The 16,343-nt window shown below is 66.7% G+C and carries 14 protein-coding genes and 1 pseudogene; 5 read left to right on the top strand and 10 right to left on the bottom strand.

Features of this window, described 5'->3' with window-relative positions; translation table 11 throughout:
- Nucleotides 1–189: 189 nt before the first annotated feature.
- Nucleotides 190–1,776: a gamma-glutamyltransferase gene (gene ggt, locus ACQR0W_RS06795; RefSeq protein ID WP_316187211.1), complete on the bottom strand. Its 1,587-nt coding sequence runs from the start codon at nt 1,774–1,776 to the stop codon at nt 190–192.
- A gap of 132 nt (nt 1,777–1,908) precedes the next feature.
- On the opposite strand from ggt, the pseudogene ACQR0W_RS06790 reads away from it, so the two are divergent.
- Nucleotides 1,909–2,689, top strand: a pseudogene (locus ACQR0W_RS06790) (rhodanese-related sulfurtransferase).
- On the top strand, nt 2,676–2,903 hold the full coding sequence (locus ACQR0W_RS06785) for a SlyX family protein (RefSeq protein WP_315718252.1): 228 nt from the start codon (nt 2,676–2,678) through the stop codon (nt 2,901–2,903). The pseudogene ACQR0W_RS06790 and the gene ACQR0W_RS06785 overlap by 14 nt, the downstream one beginning before the upstream one ends.
- A gap of 13 nt (nt 2,904–2,916) precedes the next feature.
- On the opposite strand, the gene ACQR0W_RS06780 is transcribed toward ACQR0W_RS06785, so the two are convergent.
- Together ACQR0W_RS06780 and ACQR0W_RS06775 are read right to left on the bottom strand one after the other, a co-directional pair.
- Nucleotides 2,917–4,827: a diguanylate cyclase gene (locus tag ACQR0W_RS06780; RefSeq protein ID WP_315718251.1), complete on the bottom strand. Its 1,911-nt coding sequence runs from the start codon at nt 4,825–4,827 to the stop codon at nt 2,917–2,919.
- A gap of 170 nt (nt 4,828–4,997) precedes the next feature.
- The gene (locus ACQR0W_RS06775; protein ID WP_316187212.1) at nt 4,998–5,234 is read right to left on the bottom strand and encodes a hypothetical protein; all 237 of its coding nucleotides are present in this window, start codon (nt 5,232–5,234) and stop codon (nt 4,998–5,000) included.
- Between the two features lie 197 nt (nt 5,235–5,431).
- Between ACQR0W_RS06775 and hemE the strand changes: the two genes are divergently transcribed.
- Nucleotides 5,432–6,463 (top strand): uroporphyrinogen decarboxylase, encoded by a 1,032-nt coding sequence (gene hemE / locus ACQR0W_RS06770; RefSeq protein ID WP_409998625.1) that lies wholly within the window; start codon nt 5,432–5,434, stop codon nt 6,461–6,463.
- Between the two features lie 4 nt (nt 6,464–6,467).
- Here the strand turns inward: hemE and hemC are convergent, their stop codons facing one another.
- From hemC to ACQR0W_RS06755, 3 genes are all read right to left on the bottom strand, one after another.
- Entirely contained in the window at nt 6,468–7,445 is a 978-nt protein-coding gene (gene hemC, locus ACQR0W_RS06765) for a hydroxymethylbilane synthase (RefSeq protein ID WP_315718248.1), read from the bottom strand.
- A 15-nt stretch (nt 7,446–7,460) separates the two neighbouring features.
- Nucleotides 7,461–9,086: a GMC family oxidoreductase gene (locus ACQR0W_RS06760; protein ID WP_316171590.1), complete on the bottom strand. Its 1,626-nt coding sequence runs from the start codon at nt 9,084–9,086 to the stop codon at nt 7,461–7,463.
- Nucleotides 9,087–9,183: 97 nt separating this feature from the next.
- Complete coding sequence (locus ACQR0W_RS06755) at nt 9,184–10,362, bottom strand: acetate/propionate family kinase (RefSeq protein WP_316171589.1); 1,179 nt, start codon at nt 10,360–10,362, stop codon at nt 9,184–9,186.
- A gap of 172 nt (nt 10,363–10,534) precedes the next feature.
- Here ACQR0W_RS06755 and ACQR0W_RS06750 point away from each other — a divergent pair, with 172 nt between their 5' ends.
- Both ACQR0W_RS06750 and ACQR0W_RS06745 read left to right on the top strand, forming a co-directional pair.
- A complete protein-coding gene (locus ACQR0W_RS06750; RefSeq protein ID WP_315750450.1) occupies nt 10,535–11,569 on the top strand; it encodes a cobalamin-independent methionine synthase II family protein in 1,035 nt (344 codons plus the stop codon).
- A 139-nt stretch (nt 11,570–11,708) separates the two neighbouring features.
- Complete coding sequence (locus tag ACQR0W_RS06745) at nt 11,709–12,356, top strand: hypothetical protein (protein ID WP_315750352.1); 648 nt, start codon at nt 11,709–11,711, stop codon at nt 12,354–12,356.
- Between the two features lie 12 nt (nt 12,357–12,368).
- Here ACQR0W_RS06745 and ACQR0W_RS06740 read toward each other — a convergent pair whose 3' ends face one another.
- The 4 genes from ACQR0W_RS06740 to ACQR0W_RS06725 all read right to left on the bottom strand — a co-directional run bounded on the left by ACQR0W_RS06740 (nt 12,369) and on the right by ACQR0W_RS06725 (nt 16,080).
- Nucleotides 12,369–13,349, bottom strand: coding sequence for a PDR/VanB family oxidoreductase (locus ACQR0W_RS06740; RefSeq protein ID WP_315718243.1), 981 nt, complete (start codon nt 13,347–13,349; stop codon nt 12,369–12,371).
- 10 nt (nt 13,350–13,359) lie between these two features.
- The gene (locus ACQR0W_RS06735) at nt 13,360–14,115 is read right to left on the bottom strand and encodes a GntR family transcriptional regulator (RefSeq protein ID WP_315718241.1); all 756 of its coding nucleotides are present in this window, start codon (nt 14,113–14,115) and stop codon (nt 13,360–13,362) included.
- Nucleotides 14,116–14,121: 6 nt separating this feature from the next.
- Nucleotides 14,122–15,165 (bottom strand): aromatic ring-hydroxylating dioxygenase subunit alpha, encoded by a 1,044-nt coding sequence (locus tag ACQR0W_RS06730; protein WP_315750350.1) that lies wholly within the window; start codon nt 15,163–15,165, stop codon nt 14,122–14,124.
- Between the two features lie 306 nt (nt 15,166–15,471).
- A complete protein-coding gene (locus ACQR0W_RS06725; protein WP_315750349.1) occupies nt 15,472–16,080 on the bottom strand; it encodes a nuclear transport factor 2 family protein in 609 nt (202 codons plus the stop codon).
- Between the last annotated feature and the right edge of the window lie 263 nt (nt 16,081–16,343).

The raw sequence follows: 16,343 nt of genomic DNA, 5'->3' as shown, positions 1-16,343 counted from the left end.
GCTGGCCTGCCTCAAACCACTGCCTGGGGTCATGGGTCCCGGCGCAAGGCCGGGACGACAGTGGTGTGTGTGGATGCAGCTTGCGTAGCCACCATCGTCATTGCGAGGAGCGAAGCGACGAAGCAATCCAGAGTGACAGCCACGGCTCTGGATCGCGTCGCTGCGCTCGCGATGACGAATGGCGCCGCCTCAATACCCCAGCGCGCAGCCGTCCTTGCGCGGTTCGGAGCCGCCGGTGAGCGTGCCCTTGTCCCAGTCGATCCAGATCGCCTGACCGCCGCCGAGCGGCGACACCACCTTGGTGGTCTTGTGGCCGATCTTCTGCAAGCCCTCGACCACCTCGGCCGGCACGCCGTCCTCGAGCTGATAGACGCCCTCGTAATGCAGACCCCTGGCCATATCGATCGCTTCCTGCACGTCGCAGCCGTAGTCGAGGATGTTGGTCAGAACGTGGGTCTGGCCGACCGGCTGATACTGGCCGCCCATGACGCCGAACGACATCTGGGCGCGGCCCGCCTTGGTGGCGAGCGCCGGAATGATCGTGTGCAGCGGACGCTTGCCCGGGCCGATGCAGTTCGGATGGCCCGGCTGGATGCGGAAGCCGCCGGCGCGGTTCTGCAGAAGCACGCCGGTCTCGTTGGAGACGATCGCCGAGCCGAACGAATGCGCGATCGAGTTGATGAAGGAGCAGACGTTGCGGTCGCGGTCGACGACCGTGATGTAGACGGTCTCCGGATTCATCGGCGGCGCGACGTTCGGCAGGTCGAGCAGCTTGTCGAGGCTGATCTGCGAGATGTACTCGTCGGCGAACTCCTTGGCGAGGATGCTCGCGACCTCGGTCGTCATGTGCGCGGGATCGCCGATGTGCTGCTCGCGCATCATGTAGGCGATACGGGCGGCCTCGGCCTCGAGGTGGAAGCGCTCGACGCTGAGCGGATCGATGCGCGTGAGGTCGAAGCGCGAGAGGATGTTGAGCATCACCAGCATGGTGATGCCCGGACCGTTGGGCGGGCACTGCCAGACGTCGTAATCCTTGTAGGTGGTGCCGATCGGCGAGGTCACCTCGGTCTGGTGGTTGGCGAAATCCTCCAAGGTGTGCAGGCCGCCGATGCCGCGCAGGGTCTGCACCATGTCCTCGGCGACGGCACCGGTGTAGAAGCCCTTCGCCCCCTCCTTGGCGATGACGCGCAGGGTCTGCGCCAGCTCCGGCTGGCGGATCACGTCACCGACCGCTGCCGCCTTGCCATGCGGCAGAAAGTAGCGCGCGGTGTTGGTGCCGTTCTTGAGCTTCTCGAACTGGTTGTTCCAGTCGAACGCGACACGCGGCGCCACCACATAGCCGTCCTCCGCGGCGCGGATCGCGGGCTGCAGCAGCCGGTCGAGCCCGAGCCGGCCGTGGTCGCGCAGGATGCGGTCCCAGGCATCGATCGCGCCGGGGACGGACACCGCATGGGCCGAGGTCAGGGGGACCGAATGGATCTTGCGCTCGAGGTACCAGTCCACGGTCGCGGCGGCGGGCGCCCGACCCGAGCCGTTATAGGCCATGATCCGGCTTTCGCCCCTGGGCTGTACCAAGGCGAAGCAGTCGCCGCCGATGCCGGTCGATTGCGGCTCGATCACGCCGAGCAGGGCGCAGGCTGCCACCGCGGCGTCGGCCGCGGTGCCCCCGGCCCGCAGCACCTCGATCCCGGCCAGCGCCGCCTGCGGGTGCGATGTCGCGATCATTCCGTTCTGGGCGTGGACCGTCGACCTGCCTGGGAAGTGGAAGCTTCTCATCGTTGCTCGCTGCGTGATCGTGTGGTGGTTGGAATACCAGTGCTGGCCGGCTACATCGCACATTCCTTCCAGGCTCGGCAATGCCCGGGGATACCAGCTTTTCTATGGTCAGCTCTGCTGGTAAACGGCCGCATGCCCCTCGCCGTCGCCGCCTTCTATCAGTTCGTCACCCTGCCGGATTTTCGCGACCTGCGCGCGCCGCTCCACGCCTTTTGCGCCGAGCGCGGCATCAGGGGCAGCGTCCTGCTGGCCGAGGAGGGCATCAACGGCACCGTGGCGGGGACCGAGCCGGCAATTGCCGCCCTGGTAGGCGCGTTTCGCGACGGAACGCTGTTCGCCGGCCGGCTGGACAATCTGGAGCTGAAATACTCGCGCGCCACGGCCATGCCGTTCCGGCGCCTCAAGGTGCGGCTGAAGCGGGAGATCGTGACGCTCGGCGATCCCGCCGCCGATCCGACCCGGCAGGTCGGGACCTATGTCAATCCCGCCGATTGGAACGCGCTGATCGCCGCGCCGGATACCGTCGTGCTCGACACCCGGAATGCGTTCGAGGTGGGCGATGGGGACGTTCGAAGGCGCGGTCGATCCAGGCCTGCAGAGCTTCGGGCAGTTCAAGGATTTTGCAGAACGCGCACTCGATCCTGCCAAGCACAAGCGGATCGCGATGTTCTGCACCGGCGGCATCCGCTGCGAGAAGGCGAGCGCGCTGCTGCTGGCGCGCGGCTTTTCCGAGGTCTACCACCTCAAGGGGGGCATCCTGAAGTATCTCGAGGAGATCCCGGAATCCGAGAGCCGCTGGCGCGGCGGCTGTTTCGTGTTCGACGACCGGGTGGCGCTCGGTCACGGGCTGCGGGAGCACAGCAAGGCCACCATCAAGGCCGTTCCGGAGGGCGCACGCGATGAGCAGTTCTGAGCCATCCAACGCGGAGCTCGGCGAGCGGATCGACACGCTGGAGATGCGCCTCACCTTCCAGGACGACACGATCGAGACGCTGAACCAGACCATCACTGCGCAGTGGCGCGAGATCGACGCGCTGAAGCGGCGGATCGCCCTGCTGGTCGAGCGGCTTGAGGACGCGCAAGGCAACGCCGAGGGGCCGCGCAATGAGCCTCCGCCGCACTACTGAGCGGGCGGCGATCTCAGGCCGGGACGGTCGCCGGCGCCTTGCCGGCGGGCAGATCGATCACCTCGCCGGCCATGATCAGACGGTCGCGGCCGGCGTCCTTGGCGGCATAGAGCGCGCGGTCGGCCGCCTCGATCAGCGAGGCCGGGCCGGCGGAGCGCTCGAAGCCCGGCCGGCACACCGCGCCGCCGATGCTGGCGGTGACGATGCCCACCGGGTTGTGATCGTGGACGATGCGGGCCTCGTGCAGTGCCCGCCTGATCCGCTCGCCGAGCCTGGCGCAGCCCCCGGCATCGGTGTTCGGCAGCAGGACGGCGAACTCCTCGCCGCCGTAGCGGGCCGCCAGATCCGAGCTGCGCTGCGCCTCGTCGGCCAGAATGCCGGCCACGGTGTGCAGGCATTCGTCGCCGGCCGGGTGGCCATAGGCGTCGTTGAAGGCCTTGAAGTGGTCGATGTCGATCATCAGCAGCGCCAGCGAAGTCTTGTCGCGGTAGGCCCTGCCCCACTCCTCCAGCAGCCGCTCGTCGAACCGGCGGCGGTTGGCGAGCCCGGTGAGGCCGTCCTCGATGGCCAGCGTCTCGAGCCGGCCCTGCAGCGTCTTCTGCTGCGTCACGTCGCGGGTGACGGCGACGAAGCCGTCGAGCGCGCCATCCGGCTGACGGGTGGCGCGGATCGTGGTCTCGACCCAGATCTCAGATTTGTCGCGGCGACGCATGCGATAGGTGGCGCGCGCCTCGTCGACGGCGCCCCTCCTGAGCTGATCGAGGATCTCCTGCAGTTGCGGGCGATCGAGCGGATGCACACCGGACAGCGCGCGCTTGCCCAGGAGCTGCGACGGGTGCCAGCCCAGCACGCGCATGGTCGACGGCGAAACGTAGCCGATGCAGTCGTCCAGCTCGATCCGCGTCACGATGTCGCTGGAGCCTTCGGCGAGCAACCTGAAGTTCTCCTCCTTTGCCGCCAGCGCCGCGGCGAGCTGCTGCCGCTGCAGCAACTGCTTCGCGAGGAAGATGCCGATCGCGATGACCAGCGCAACCAGACAGACCAGCACCGTCAGCCGGACCAGCGCGTCACGCGTCCATTCCGCCAGGACCTCCGCCTCGGTGCGCGTCACGAGAATGAGGAACGGATAGCGCTGCGCGTGCTGATAGAACCCGATGCGTTCGGACGGTTCGCCGAGCCGCCGGAAATGCAACGGCCCCGACGCCGGATGATAGGGTATCGCTTCAGGTATGGGGCGCCCAAGCGTCTGCGGGTCCGGTTCCGCATTGTCGGCGAGGACGGCTCCGTCACGGCTCATCAGGCTGATCGTGCCCTGACGACCGACGGCAAACTGACGGTAGAACTGAGCAAAATAGGCAACGTCGATGGTTGCCAGCACGACGCCGCCGAACCGGCCATCCGCGTGATTCCAGCGCCGCGACAGGGTGATGACCCATTGACCGCCGGCCCTGCTCTGCACCGGACGACCGATCAGCAGCGAGCGATCGGCCGAAATCCTGTGGTGTGCGAAGTAGTCGCGATCGGCATTGTTGTAGTTGGTGAGCGTGACGTCCTCGGTGGTGGCAAGCCAGTCGCCGTTTTCGCCATAGGCGAAGATGCCCCGGATGCGGCCGAGATTGGCCTTCCTCGTCTTCAGAATCGTCTGCAGTCGGGCGATCGCACCGGGCTTGCCGTCATCGGTCTCGAGCGCGGCGACGACGCCGCGCAACAGCGAATCCGCAAGCTCGAAGGTATCCTCGACGTGCTGGGTGAGCGAGTGAGCGAGGTTGCCGAGATCGGTTTCGGCATTGCGCACCTCCGCCTGTCGGGAAGTCCATTCGCCCCAGACGCTGTAAGCGAGAATCGTGACCGACACGAGCGCGAGCACGCCAGCCGCCCACATCGGCAGGCGGCTTCGATCAACTCTGGTCGCACCAATGTCCATTCCGCGGGACTCTCCGGACGCCGCGAGAGTCCCATGGACATCTTATTTAACTCTGAAATGCGATTGGTCCGAAGGCGTCCGCACCGACCCGTAAGACTACGGCCGCTCCCGTACTACTACGGACAAACAACGGCGGCGCCACGCTCGAGGCGGGCATTCAGCCTGTTAGTTCAGCGAACGAACACCGATCGCACCTTTTCCCAAAGCGATGGCGAATGGTCCAGGTCAATGTCATCGCCCTTCACGCGGGTCGTCGAGGGCTGCTGTAGGCTCACCGGATCCGATGCCGGAAACGTGTCCATCAGTCCCTTGTCGAGCTGCGTTGCAGTCGCACGGTCGAGACGCGCAGCTTCGCGCGGATCGACCGCGTGCTTGTCGTGCGGCGCGGGATTGAATTTCTCAGCCATGATGAATCTCCCTGTGGAACGACAACGCAGGGGCGGCGGACGTGTTCCCCTCGATGTGACGTCCCGCAACTGTGGGGACGATCGCATCTCCGGCGATTCCCGAGCCGATATGACCTTGGCCGGAACCGCGTGGGCATGTATCACGGACGGTAAACTGTTCCCGAAGGTTGCGGAGCCCGAGCGTGAGTGAGACTGCCGTGAACAAGCCTTTCATCGACGTGCTGGCCGGTCGGCGCCAGAGCGTGCCTCCGGTCTGGATGATGCGGCAGGCCGGCCGCTATTTGCCGGAGTACCGCGAGGTCCGCGCCAAGGCCGGCGGCTTTCTCGACCTCTGCTTCAATCCTGAGCTCGCAGCCGAAGTCACGCTGCAGCCGATCCGGCGCTTCGGCTTCGATGCGGCAATCATCTTTTCCGACATTCTGGTGATCCCGCATGCGCTCGGCCGCAGCGTCCGCTTCGAGGTCGGCGAGGGCCCGCGGCTCGACCCGCTCGATACGCCGGAGAAGATCGCGACGCTGTCGGCGAAGGCAGATTTGTCGAAGCTGCAAGCGGTGTTCGAGGCGCTGCGCCGGGTGCGGGCCGAGCTGCCACCGAGCACTGCCCTGATCGGCTTTTGCGGCGCCCCGTGGACGGTCGCGACCTACATGGTCGCGGGCCAAGGCACGCCCGACCAGGCACCGGCGCGGCTGCTGGCCTATCGCCATCCCGAGGCGTTCGGCGCGATCATCGACGCGCTGGTCGACAGCTCGATCGGCTATCTCTTGAAGCAGCTGGAGGCCGGAGCCGACGCGCTGCAGATCTTCGACACCTGGGCCGGGGTGCTGTCGCCGCGCGAGTTCGCGCGCTGGTCCGTCGCGCCGACGCGACGCATCGTCGAGGGCGTGCGCAAGGCGCGGCCGGATGCGAAGATCATCGGCTTTCCGCGCGGCGCCGGTGCATTGCTGCCGGGCTACGTCGCCGAGACCGGAATCGATGCCGTCAGCATCGACTGGACGGCGGAGCCGGGCCTCGTGCGCGAGCGGGTGCAGAGCAAGGTCGCGGTGCAGGGCAATCTCGATCCGCTGGCGCTGCTCACTGGGGGCGCGGCGCTCGACCAGGCGGTCGATGACGTGCTGGCGAGCTATTCCGGTGGACGGCACATCTTCAACCTCGGCCACGGCATCCTGCCGGAGACGCCGATCGCCCATGTGGAGCAGATGCTGGCGCGGGTGCGCGCCTACAAGGGATGACTTGCTAGCGCGGCCGGCTGCGCTCGATCAGCTCGGCCGCGCCGTTGGCGAGCAGCTCGAGCCCGACCGCCCGGCCGAGCTCGCGCGGGCGATCCGCCGGCGCCGAGCGCTGTGCTTCAATGAAGCGGCCGCCGTCCTCGTCGAGCACCGAGGCGGTCAGCGTCAGCTGTCCGCCGTCGATGGTCGAAAATCCTGCGATCGGCGAGTTGCAGTGGCCGTTGAGCACCCACAGCACCTCGCGCTCGGCGTCGGCGCAGGTCCGCGCCGCTGCATCGTCGATCGTCGCCAGGATGCGCCGCGTCTCCCAATCGGAGGCAGGGCACTCGACGGCGACGATGCCCTGCCCGACCGCCGGCAGCATGTCGGCGACCGGGAAGTCGTACGAGGCGCGATCAGAAAGACCGACCCGCTCCAGCCCGGAGCGCGCCATGATCAGCGCATCGGCCGGTCCCACGGCGCCGCCATCCGGCAGCCGCTGCAGCTCGCCATTGTCGAGCTTGCGGATGCGGGTGTCGGCCGCGCCGCGGAAATGGATCAGCTCGGCGTGCGGAAACAGCCGCCGCGCATAGGCGGCCCGGCGCACGGCATTGGTGCCGATCTTGAAGCCCCGGCCGCCATCGTTGCGGAATTGGTCCAGCGACAGCCCGCGCCGCAGCACCAGCACGTCGCCCGGCGGATCGCGCGACAGCAGCGCGGCAACCACCAGACCGGGCGTCTCCTCATTGCCCGGCATGTCCTTCAGCGAGTGCATCGCTGCATGCAGCCGGCCGTCCAGCATGGCACGGCGGATCTCGGCCACGAACGCGCCACCCTTGCCGCCGTGGGTGAGCAGCTTGCTGGTCTGGTCGGAATCGCCCGTCGTCTCGAACTTGACGATCTCGATGTCGAGCGACGGAATCGCCGCCTGCAGCCGACGGGCGATCTCCTCCGTCTGCGCCAAGGCCATCGTGCTCTTGCGGGTGCCGATCCGGAAACGTGTCACGAACTCATTCCTGCGTCAGCGCGCGTCCTGCAAGATCATGTCGGAGGCCTTCTCCGCGATCATGATGACCGGCGCGTTGGTGTTGCCCGAAACCAGATCCGGCATGATCGAGGCATCGACCACGCGCAGGCCATCGACGCCGCGCACCCGCAGGCGTTGATCGACCACGGCGGCAGCATCGGTCCCCATCCGGCAGGTCGAGGTCGGATGGTAGATCGTGCTGCCGGTCTGCCGGCAATAGGCCAGGATGTCGTCATCGCTCACGATCTTGGACCCGGGATAGGCTTCATCCGAGACATACGGCTTCAGCGCCGGTGCCGCCAGGATTTTCCGCAGGATCCGGAGGCCCTCGATGTTGGCCCGCCGGTCGGTTTCACTGGCGAGATAATTGATGCGGATTTCCGGCGGCACCGTTGGATCCGCGCTCCTGATCCGCAGCGAACCGCGGCTTTCGGGCCTGAGCTGGCAGACCGAGGCGGTGAAGCCGGAGAAGGTGTGCAGCTTTTCGCCCATCTTGTCGGTCGAGAACGGGATGAAGTGGATCTGGATGTCAGGGCTCGCAAGCCGCGGATCGGTCTTGAAGAACGCGCCGGCCGTACCCGCAGCGATCGTCAGCGGACCGTTGCGGAAGGCCGCATAGCGTACGCCAGCCAGCACCTTGCGCACCGGATTGTTGACGATGTCGTTCAGTGTGATGCGCTGGCTGCAGCGCATCACGATGCGCACCTGCAGATGGTCCTGCAGGTCACTTCCGACACCGGGCGCATCGAGGACCACGTCGAGGCCGTGCTGCTTCAACAGCTCGGCCGGACCGACCCCGGACAGCTGCAGCAGTTGCGGCGAGTTGTAGGCGCCGCTCGACACCAGAATCTCCTTGCGAGCGCGGGCCGTCCGCATTCGGCCGCGCTGGCTGAACGTGACGCCGCGGGCCCGGCGCCCCTCGAACAAAATCCGCTGGGCTAGCGCGTCGGTCTCGACGTGGAGGTTGCTGCGGCCGAGCGCCGGCCGCAGGTAGGAGGCCGCGCTGCTGGCGCGGCGGCCGCGACGGGTCGTCGTCTGGAAGAACCCCGCCCCCTCCTGGCTCGCACCATTGAAGTCACCATTGAAGGGCAACCCGGCCTCGACCGCCGCTTTCACGAAGGCTTCAGACAACGGGTCCTCGTGCCGCCAGTCGGACACCGGCAGCGGGCCGTCGACGCCGTGGTAGACGTCGGCGCCGCGGGACTGATTTTCCGCCCGCTTGAAATAGGGCAGCACGTCGTCATAGCCCCAGCCGACATTGCCGCGCTGGCGCCAGCGGTCGTAATCCTCGTGCTGGCCGCGCACGTAGAGCAGGCCGTTGATCGAGCTGGAGCCACCGAGCACCTTGCCGCGCGGCTGGAACACGGAGCGGCCGTCGAGTCCGGGCTCCGGCTCGGTCTGGTACATCCAGTTGACGGTCTTTTCCTTGAACAGCTTGCCGTAGCCGAGCGGGACGTGGATCCAGATGTTGGTGTCCTTTGGACCCGCCTCGAGCAGCAGCACCGTGTGCTTGCCGTCGCTGCTGAGCCTGTTGGCGAGAACGCAGCCGGCCGAGCCGGCACCGACCACGACGTAGTCGAACTCACTGTCCGCCTCACGCAACACCACGCTGCCTTCCATCGCTTCCCCACCGGCCTTGTTGTTCTTTCATCCTCGATGATACCAAAAAGCAAGGACATGCAAGCGGCAAATCAGCAGGTCTGGTCGGCCATCTCAGTCATTGCGGCCTCAGCAGGCGCGCGGCGTGCCGCGCGATCATCATTTCCTCATTGGTGTGGACCACGCGCACGCGCACCCGCGATCGATCCGAAGATATCAAGGAATGGTTCGCACGATTGCGGTCCTCGTCCAGCGCGATCCCGAGCCATTCGAAGCCTTGGCAGACGCGCTGGCGAATGTGCCATGCGTGCTCGCCGATACCGCCGCAGAACACGACCGCGTCGATGCCCGAGAGGACCGCGGTCATGGCGCCGAGCTCGCGCCTGATGCGGTCGACGAAGTAGTCGATCGCCTGCCGCGCCTCCGGCGTGCCGGCGGCCTCCAATTCGCGCATGTCCTGCGACAATCCCGACAATCCCTTCAGGCCCGAATGATTGTAGAGGAGATCGGTGACCGCTTCAGCCGTCATGCGCTTCTCCTGAAGCAGATAGAGAACGACGCCAGGGTCGAGCTGACCGCAGCGCGTGCCCATCGGCAGGCCGTCGAGTGCCGTGAAGCCCATCGACGAACCGATGCTCTGCCCATCCCGGATCGCACACATCGAGGCACCGTTGCCGAGATGCATCACGACCACCCGGCCCTTCTCGTCGAGCGGAGCGATCTCCTTCAATCGCGAAACGACGTATTCATAGGATAGGCCGTGAAAGCCGTAGCGGCGGATGCCTTGGTCGTAGAACTCACGCGGCAAGGCATAGGTATCATTGACCCAGGGGTGCGAACGATGGAACGCCGTGTCGAAACATGCGACCTGCACGGCGCTAGGAAAGGCGCGATGGGCGGCGCGGATACCGGAGAGATTGTGAGGCTGGTGCAACGGCGCCCGCGGAATGAGCTTCTGCAGATCATTCAGAACATCGTCATTGACGACGATCGGCTGCGTGAAAGCGAGCCCGCCATGGACGACGCGATGACCGACGGCGTCGACTTCGGTGCGCCCGATGGCGCGCTGCAGTACCTCGAGCACGACGCCGAGAGCTGCCTCGTGATCGGTGGCGCTCGCTGCATCGAGGCGTTCATCGGCCAGCGGAGCGCCCCTCAGCTTCGCTTCGAGATGCGGCGCGGCACTGCCAAGCCCTTCGATCTGGCCATACACGGTCTCCAGAAGGTCGGCATCTTCCTCGAACAAGGCGAACTTGATCGAGGATGAGCCGGAGTTGAGGATCAGGATGTGTTGCATCGGTGATGCCGCCTCGTGACGAAGGATGAACTGATAAACTGCAGAAAATACGAACTATTTCCATGACGATCCGAAGACGAACAAAACGCTAGGTTGTATTCTGGCGCCGAGATGACCGTCTGCCGTCATATCAGGGGTTGAGTCGGACCCGCGGGAGGGCCACTGCGTGAATATGCCTCGACATCTCCTGCCGACCACCGTGGTCGGAAGCTACCCGCAGCCGGATTGGCTGGTTGATCGCGCAATGCTCTCGAAGTCCGTTCCCCGCATTCGCATGCAGGGCATGTGGCGCATTCCCCGGCCGCTGCTCGACGACGCTCAGGACGATGCGACCATCGTCGCGATCCACGACATGGAACAGGCGGGGATCGACATCGTATCGGACGGCGAGATCCGGCGCGAAAGCTACTCCAACCGGTTCGCGACCGCGCTCGACGGCGTCGATGCCGACAATCCCGCCATCATCATCTCGCCGTCCGGGATCAAGACGCCAGTGCCGCGCGTCGCCGGTCCGATCACGCGGACGCACCCGGTCGAGCTGCGCGACATGGAGTTCCTCCGCCATAACACCAAGCGTGCCGCCAAGATCACGCTGCCCGGGCCGTTCACATTGAGCCAGCAGGCCCAGGACGATTTCTACGGCGACGACGAGGCACTCGCCATGGCTTTCGCCGAGGTCGTCAATGCCGAGGCCCGCGACCTGCAACGCGCCGGCGCCGACGTCATCCAGCTCGACGAGCCCTGGGTCCGCAACAATCCGCAGGCGGCGCGGCGCTATGCCGTCAAAGCGATCAACCGGGCTCTGGATCATATTACGGTGCCCACCATCGTTCACGTCTGCTTCGGTTATGCCGCCATCGTGCCGGGCTCCAGCAAACCGAGCGGATATGCGTTCCTGGCCGAGCTTGCCGATTGCCACGCCGCGCAGATCGCTATCGAGGCGGCGCAGCCGCGGCTCGACCTCGGCGTTCTCAGGGATCTCTCGACCAAGACCATCGTGCTAGGCGTCCTCGATCTCGGCAATCCCGAGGTCGAGCCGGTCGCGGTCGTCGCCGAGCGCATCCGCAACGGCCTCAAAGTGGTGGCGCCGGAGCGGCTGGTCGTGGCGCCGGACTGTGGCATGAAATATCTGCCGCGTGCGACCGCTTTCGGGAAATTGAAGGCGATGTGCGCGGCGGCGGCGCGGGTGCGCGAGGAGCTCGCCTGAAAGCCCAATGTGGCAGATGCGGCGCATGTCAGGCGCGACCGCTCCACGATGGCGCCACCCTGCAAACCCATTTCCGGAATAAGGCAGGCGGTGAGCGCCGGGGGTCGGCTGGCCCGATTTCGTCGCGAGGGAGGCTCCGATGGCCGTCTGCATCACGTCGAGGAACGTCGCCGCCGCGATCGGCATGCTTGCTGGCGCAGCGGCGAGCGGGACCGCGATGGCCGACCCGCTCGACGACATCATGGGCGGCCTGATGCGCGACGCGCGCAGCTCGTTTGCGCGGATGGTGCCGATCGGGCTCGTACCGACCATGCCATCGCTCCAGCCGCCTCCCATCCAGCAGCCAACGGCACTGCCACCATCCTCTCGGCCCGCGCTCCCGCCCCAGGCTCAGGCCGTCAAGCCGCAGGCGGTAGCGAAACCATTGCGCCCCCGACCGCCGCTCAGTCCCGCCGCGGCGACGTTGGCGGCTGCCGATGCTGCCGAGACGGTCGCCGACGCCAATCTCGATGCGGCGCTGGCGGCCAACGAGAAGGCCATTTCCGACCGCGACGTGGCGGAGGCGCTGGCGAAGGCCAATCCCACCGCAGCCAACATCGCGGCGGCCAAGGCCGCGGCCGAGGCGGCGTACACCGCCGAAGCGAACCTCACCGACGCGCTGTTGGCCGACAAGGAGACCGATGCACGTCTGAAGGCCGCACGCGCCGCCGTCGCAGCGCAGCAGAGCGGCCGGAAGTCCTCAGGCAAGCCGCCGTCGGCGACGCCGGTCAGCCTCGCCGACAAGTAGCCGGCAGCGCACTCACAGCGCGTCGGCCCGTTCCAGCGTGTCGATCGTGACCACGCCGTGGGCGCGGGAAACGCAGGCGCAGAGCTTGCGGCTGTCGTGCTTCTGCTCGGCGCTGAAGAACACGTCGCGATGATCGATCTCGCCCTCGACTTCGACCACGTCGACCGCGCAGACGCCGCACTCGCCGCGCCGGCAATCCGCCATGACCTCGTGGCCGGCGGCATTCAGCACGTCGAGCATCGAGCGGTCGCGCGGCACAACGATCTCCTCGCCGCTGTCGCGCAGCCGGACCTTGAACGGCTCGGTCGACAGCCGGCCGCTCGATCCGAACGTTTCATAGCTGAGATCGGCCGGCACGCGGCCGCACGCCGCCCACGCGCTGCGCGCGGCATCCAGCATCCGCATCGGTCCGCAGAACAGCACGGCTGCTCCGGACGGCAGACTCGAAAAAAGATCGGACAGGTCAAGCCGCTGCGACTGGTCCGCGGCATACACCGTGAGACGGTCGCCGAGCAGCGCCGCGAGCTCATCGACATAGGCCGCATCACCGCGCGATCGCACCGCATAGTGCAGCGAGACGTTCGGCGTCTTGCGCAGCAGCGCGTGCGCTGCTCCGACCAGCGGCGTGATGCCGATGCCGCCGGCGACCAGACAATAATGCGGACGCTGCCAATCGACCTGCAGCAGCGAGGTCGGGCTCGCCACATCCAGCCGGGCGCCGGGCTGCAGCGACCACAGATAGCGCGACCCGCCGCGGGAATCCTCGGCGAAGCGCACGGCGATCCGGTAGCCACGCGGGTCCGCCTCGCCGACCAGCGAATAGGAGCGGACATCGGGCTGGCCGGCGGCGAGGACGCCGACCTTGATGTGGCTGCCGACCGGATAGGGCGCGCAGACGTAGCCGTCGGGCCGCAGGATGAATTCGCGGATGCCCGGCGCAAGGTCGCGTGTCGAGACCAGGGTCGCAGGCGACCAATTGTCCTGGAAACGCATGATCGCCTCCTCAGCCGTTGATCTGCGTCTTGATCAGCACCGCCGCGGGCACCAGGTCCATCGGACCACGCGCCTTCACGGCGAGCCGCAGGTTGCGGGCCGCCAGCCGGGCATGCTCGCGCATGATGCTCTCGGCGCGGGCGCCCTCGCGGTTCTCGATCGCATCGATGACGATGCGGTGATGCTCCTGCGCGACCACCAGGATGTGACGCGCCTCCGGCAGCGCCGATTGCGCCATCACGAAGCCGCTCGGCGAGGCGAACGGCAGCGCGCTGGCGCGGTCGACCTGGCGGATCACCGGCGGGCTGCGCGACAGTTCGGCCAGCAGGGCATGAAAGCGCGCGTTCAGCGCCACATAGGCCGAGAACGCGTCGAACGAGAGCTCGGCCGGCGCGATCAGCTCGTCGATCTGGGCGAGGCACTCGCGCATCGGCTCGGTGTCGCGCACGGACACGCCGCGCTCGGCGGCGAGCCGCGCCGCCAGTCCTTCCATCGTGCCGCGCACCTCGATGGAGTCGAGCACGTCGCGCTCGGAGAACGATTTCACCATGAAGCCGCCGGACGGAATGGCCTCCAGCAGCCCCTCCTCCTCGAGCCGCACCAACGCCATGCGCACCGGCGTGCGCGAGACGCCGGCGGCCTCCACCGCCTGCAGCTCGGAGATGCGCTCGCCGGGGCGCAAGCCGCCGGTGAGGATCAGGTCGCGCAAGGTGAGCTGCGCACGTACGGTCTGCGAGATCGAACGCTCGCTGTCACGCTCGGCCATTCCATTCTACTCCGCGGCTTCACGCAGCGGCGTTTCGCGCGCGATCATCCGATCGATGATCCGCCGTGCCCACATTGCGCCTGCATCGATGTTGAGGTTGTAGAACACGCGTCCCGGATTCTCGTCCATCGCGCGCTGCTGCGCTTCCAGGATCAGCTCGTCTTCGCGGAAGATGCCCGACACGCCCTCGCGGATCTCCGTCGTCAGCCGCTGCTCGGGGAGCTGGTAGTTGCGGGCGAACGCCCAGAAATAGTGGCAGGTCTTGTCGGTCTCCGGCGTGATGGTGTTGAGCACCATGCCGTTGACGCCCTGCGAGCGGTCGCCCTCCGGCGCGCCCGTGCCGGCCGGTGCGACGCCGACGTCGATCGTCACCGTGCACGGCGCTTCGAAGCGGATGATCTGCCAGCGGTCCACCAGACCGGGCTTGCCGAGCTGCTTCGCCCAGAACGGCGGCGGCTCGATGCCGCGCATCCAGCGCGTCACGGTCGCGGTGCGCTCGCCATGGGTGACGTCGAACGGCGCTTCCGCCACCGCGTCGTTGCCGATCGACGAGCCGTGCACGAAGGTCTCGTGCGTGAGGTCCATCAGATTGTCGACCACCAGCCGGTAGTCGCATTTGACGTGGATGGTCTTGCCATCGCCGGCCCAGGCCGGATCGTGATTCCAGTGCATGTCGGGAATGGCAGCCGGATCGGCCAGCGCCGGATCGCCCATCCACAGCCAGATGAACCGATGCCGCTCGACCGCCGGATAGGCACGTACGCAGGCCGAGGGGTTGATGGTCTCCTGCGACGGCATGAACGTGCAGCGGCCCTGCGGGCTGAATTTCAAGCCGTGATAGCCGCAAACGACGGTGTCGCCTTCCAGCCGGCCCTTGGACAGCGGCACCAGCCGGTGCCAGCAGGCATCTTCGAGCGCGGCGATGGTGCCGTCGGCCTTGCGGAACATCACGACGTGCTTGCCGCAGATCGTCCGCGGCAGCAGGGCCTGCTTGACCTCGGCGTCCCAGGCCGCGGCGTACCAGGCATTCATCGGAAAAGAAGCGGCCATGGCGTGTCCTCGTGGCGGTATACTTCTAGCTGGTCATTGTATACAGCAAACGAGGGAGGAGGCGCAAGTTCCGCCTTCTCCCGGCGGAAAACTGCCAATCCTGTATACAATAGCCGCACGACGGTTCCGCTCCAAGGAACAAGGCTGACAGACAATCCCTTCTGATTCAAGCACTTGCGCTGATTCCGCTAGGCACTCCGAAAAGACTCACCCGCTCGGTAACGGCCCCAGAGATTCCCCGGATCAGCCCCCTCGGCGAGAGCTGTTCCGTTCGGAGCGCGGCACCGGCGAGGCAGGGGCCGATGATCACAGCCCCTCGCCCCGCAGCCACGCGGCGCCGCGCGCATAGAGCGCTTCGACCTCCGGCCCCTTCAGCCCGGGCATGTCGCGCTTCACCGTGTAGCCGATGCGCGTCTGCAGATAGGCGAGATGCCGATACCCCACGGGAAATTGCTCCAGCAGCGCGCGATCCAGCGCCGGCACCGCGCCCGGCGTCACCGGGTCCATGCGATCCTTCTCGTAGATCGGCTGGCGCAGCACGATGCCCCATTTGCCCGCGCGCTTCTCGAGGAAGTCGTAGAAGCGGCCGGTGCAGAGCACGTCGCACACGACGCCTTCGACCTCGGCCCGCTGTGAGATCGTCATCTTGGTCTGGGAGATCGCGCGATGGCCGGCGAGATCGACCGAGATGCCGCCGAGAAAGTGCAGGATGTTGACACCCTTGGCCCAGGCCGCCTTGCTGATCTCGATGAACTCGTCACCGGTGCCCTGCGTCCACGTCGCCATCATCCGCCCATCCGGATGCCACACCGTGCGGAAACGCTCCCAATCACCGGCATCGCGCCAGATCGCCCAGTTCTGCAACAGTTCGCGGATCTGACGGTCGTCCTCGATCTCGGTGGCGGTCTTGGTCATGTGCATTTCCTCCGTGTTGCGCGGCTGCTGAATACATGGATCGGAGCAGCGCTGCAAAACTCACATTGCTGGTGATGAAGTCCAAAACGCGCCAAGCATTCGATGTCGTCCCGGGCAAGTCCGACAACGCGGAGCGTTGGCGGACGCCGACCCGGGATCCATACGCCGCGGCGGATGTGGCTGGGCGAGAATGGTCGACCATCGTGCCTCGCACATCTCCCTGGGGTTATGGATCCCGGATCGGCGCGCGCGTTGCGCGCTTG

The organism is Bradyrhizobium sp. HKCCYLRH1034 (genome assembly GCF_051168375.1).
In the GTDB taxonomy this organism is placed as follows: domain Bacteria; phylum Pseudomonadota; class Alphaproteobacteria; order Rhizobiales; family Xanthobacteraceae; genus Bradyrhizobium.
Note: the sequence above shows the minus strand (reverse complement) of the source record. Positions and strands in the feature narration are given on the sequence as shown.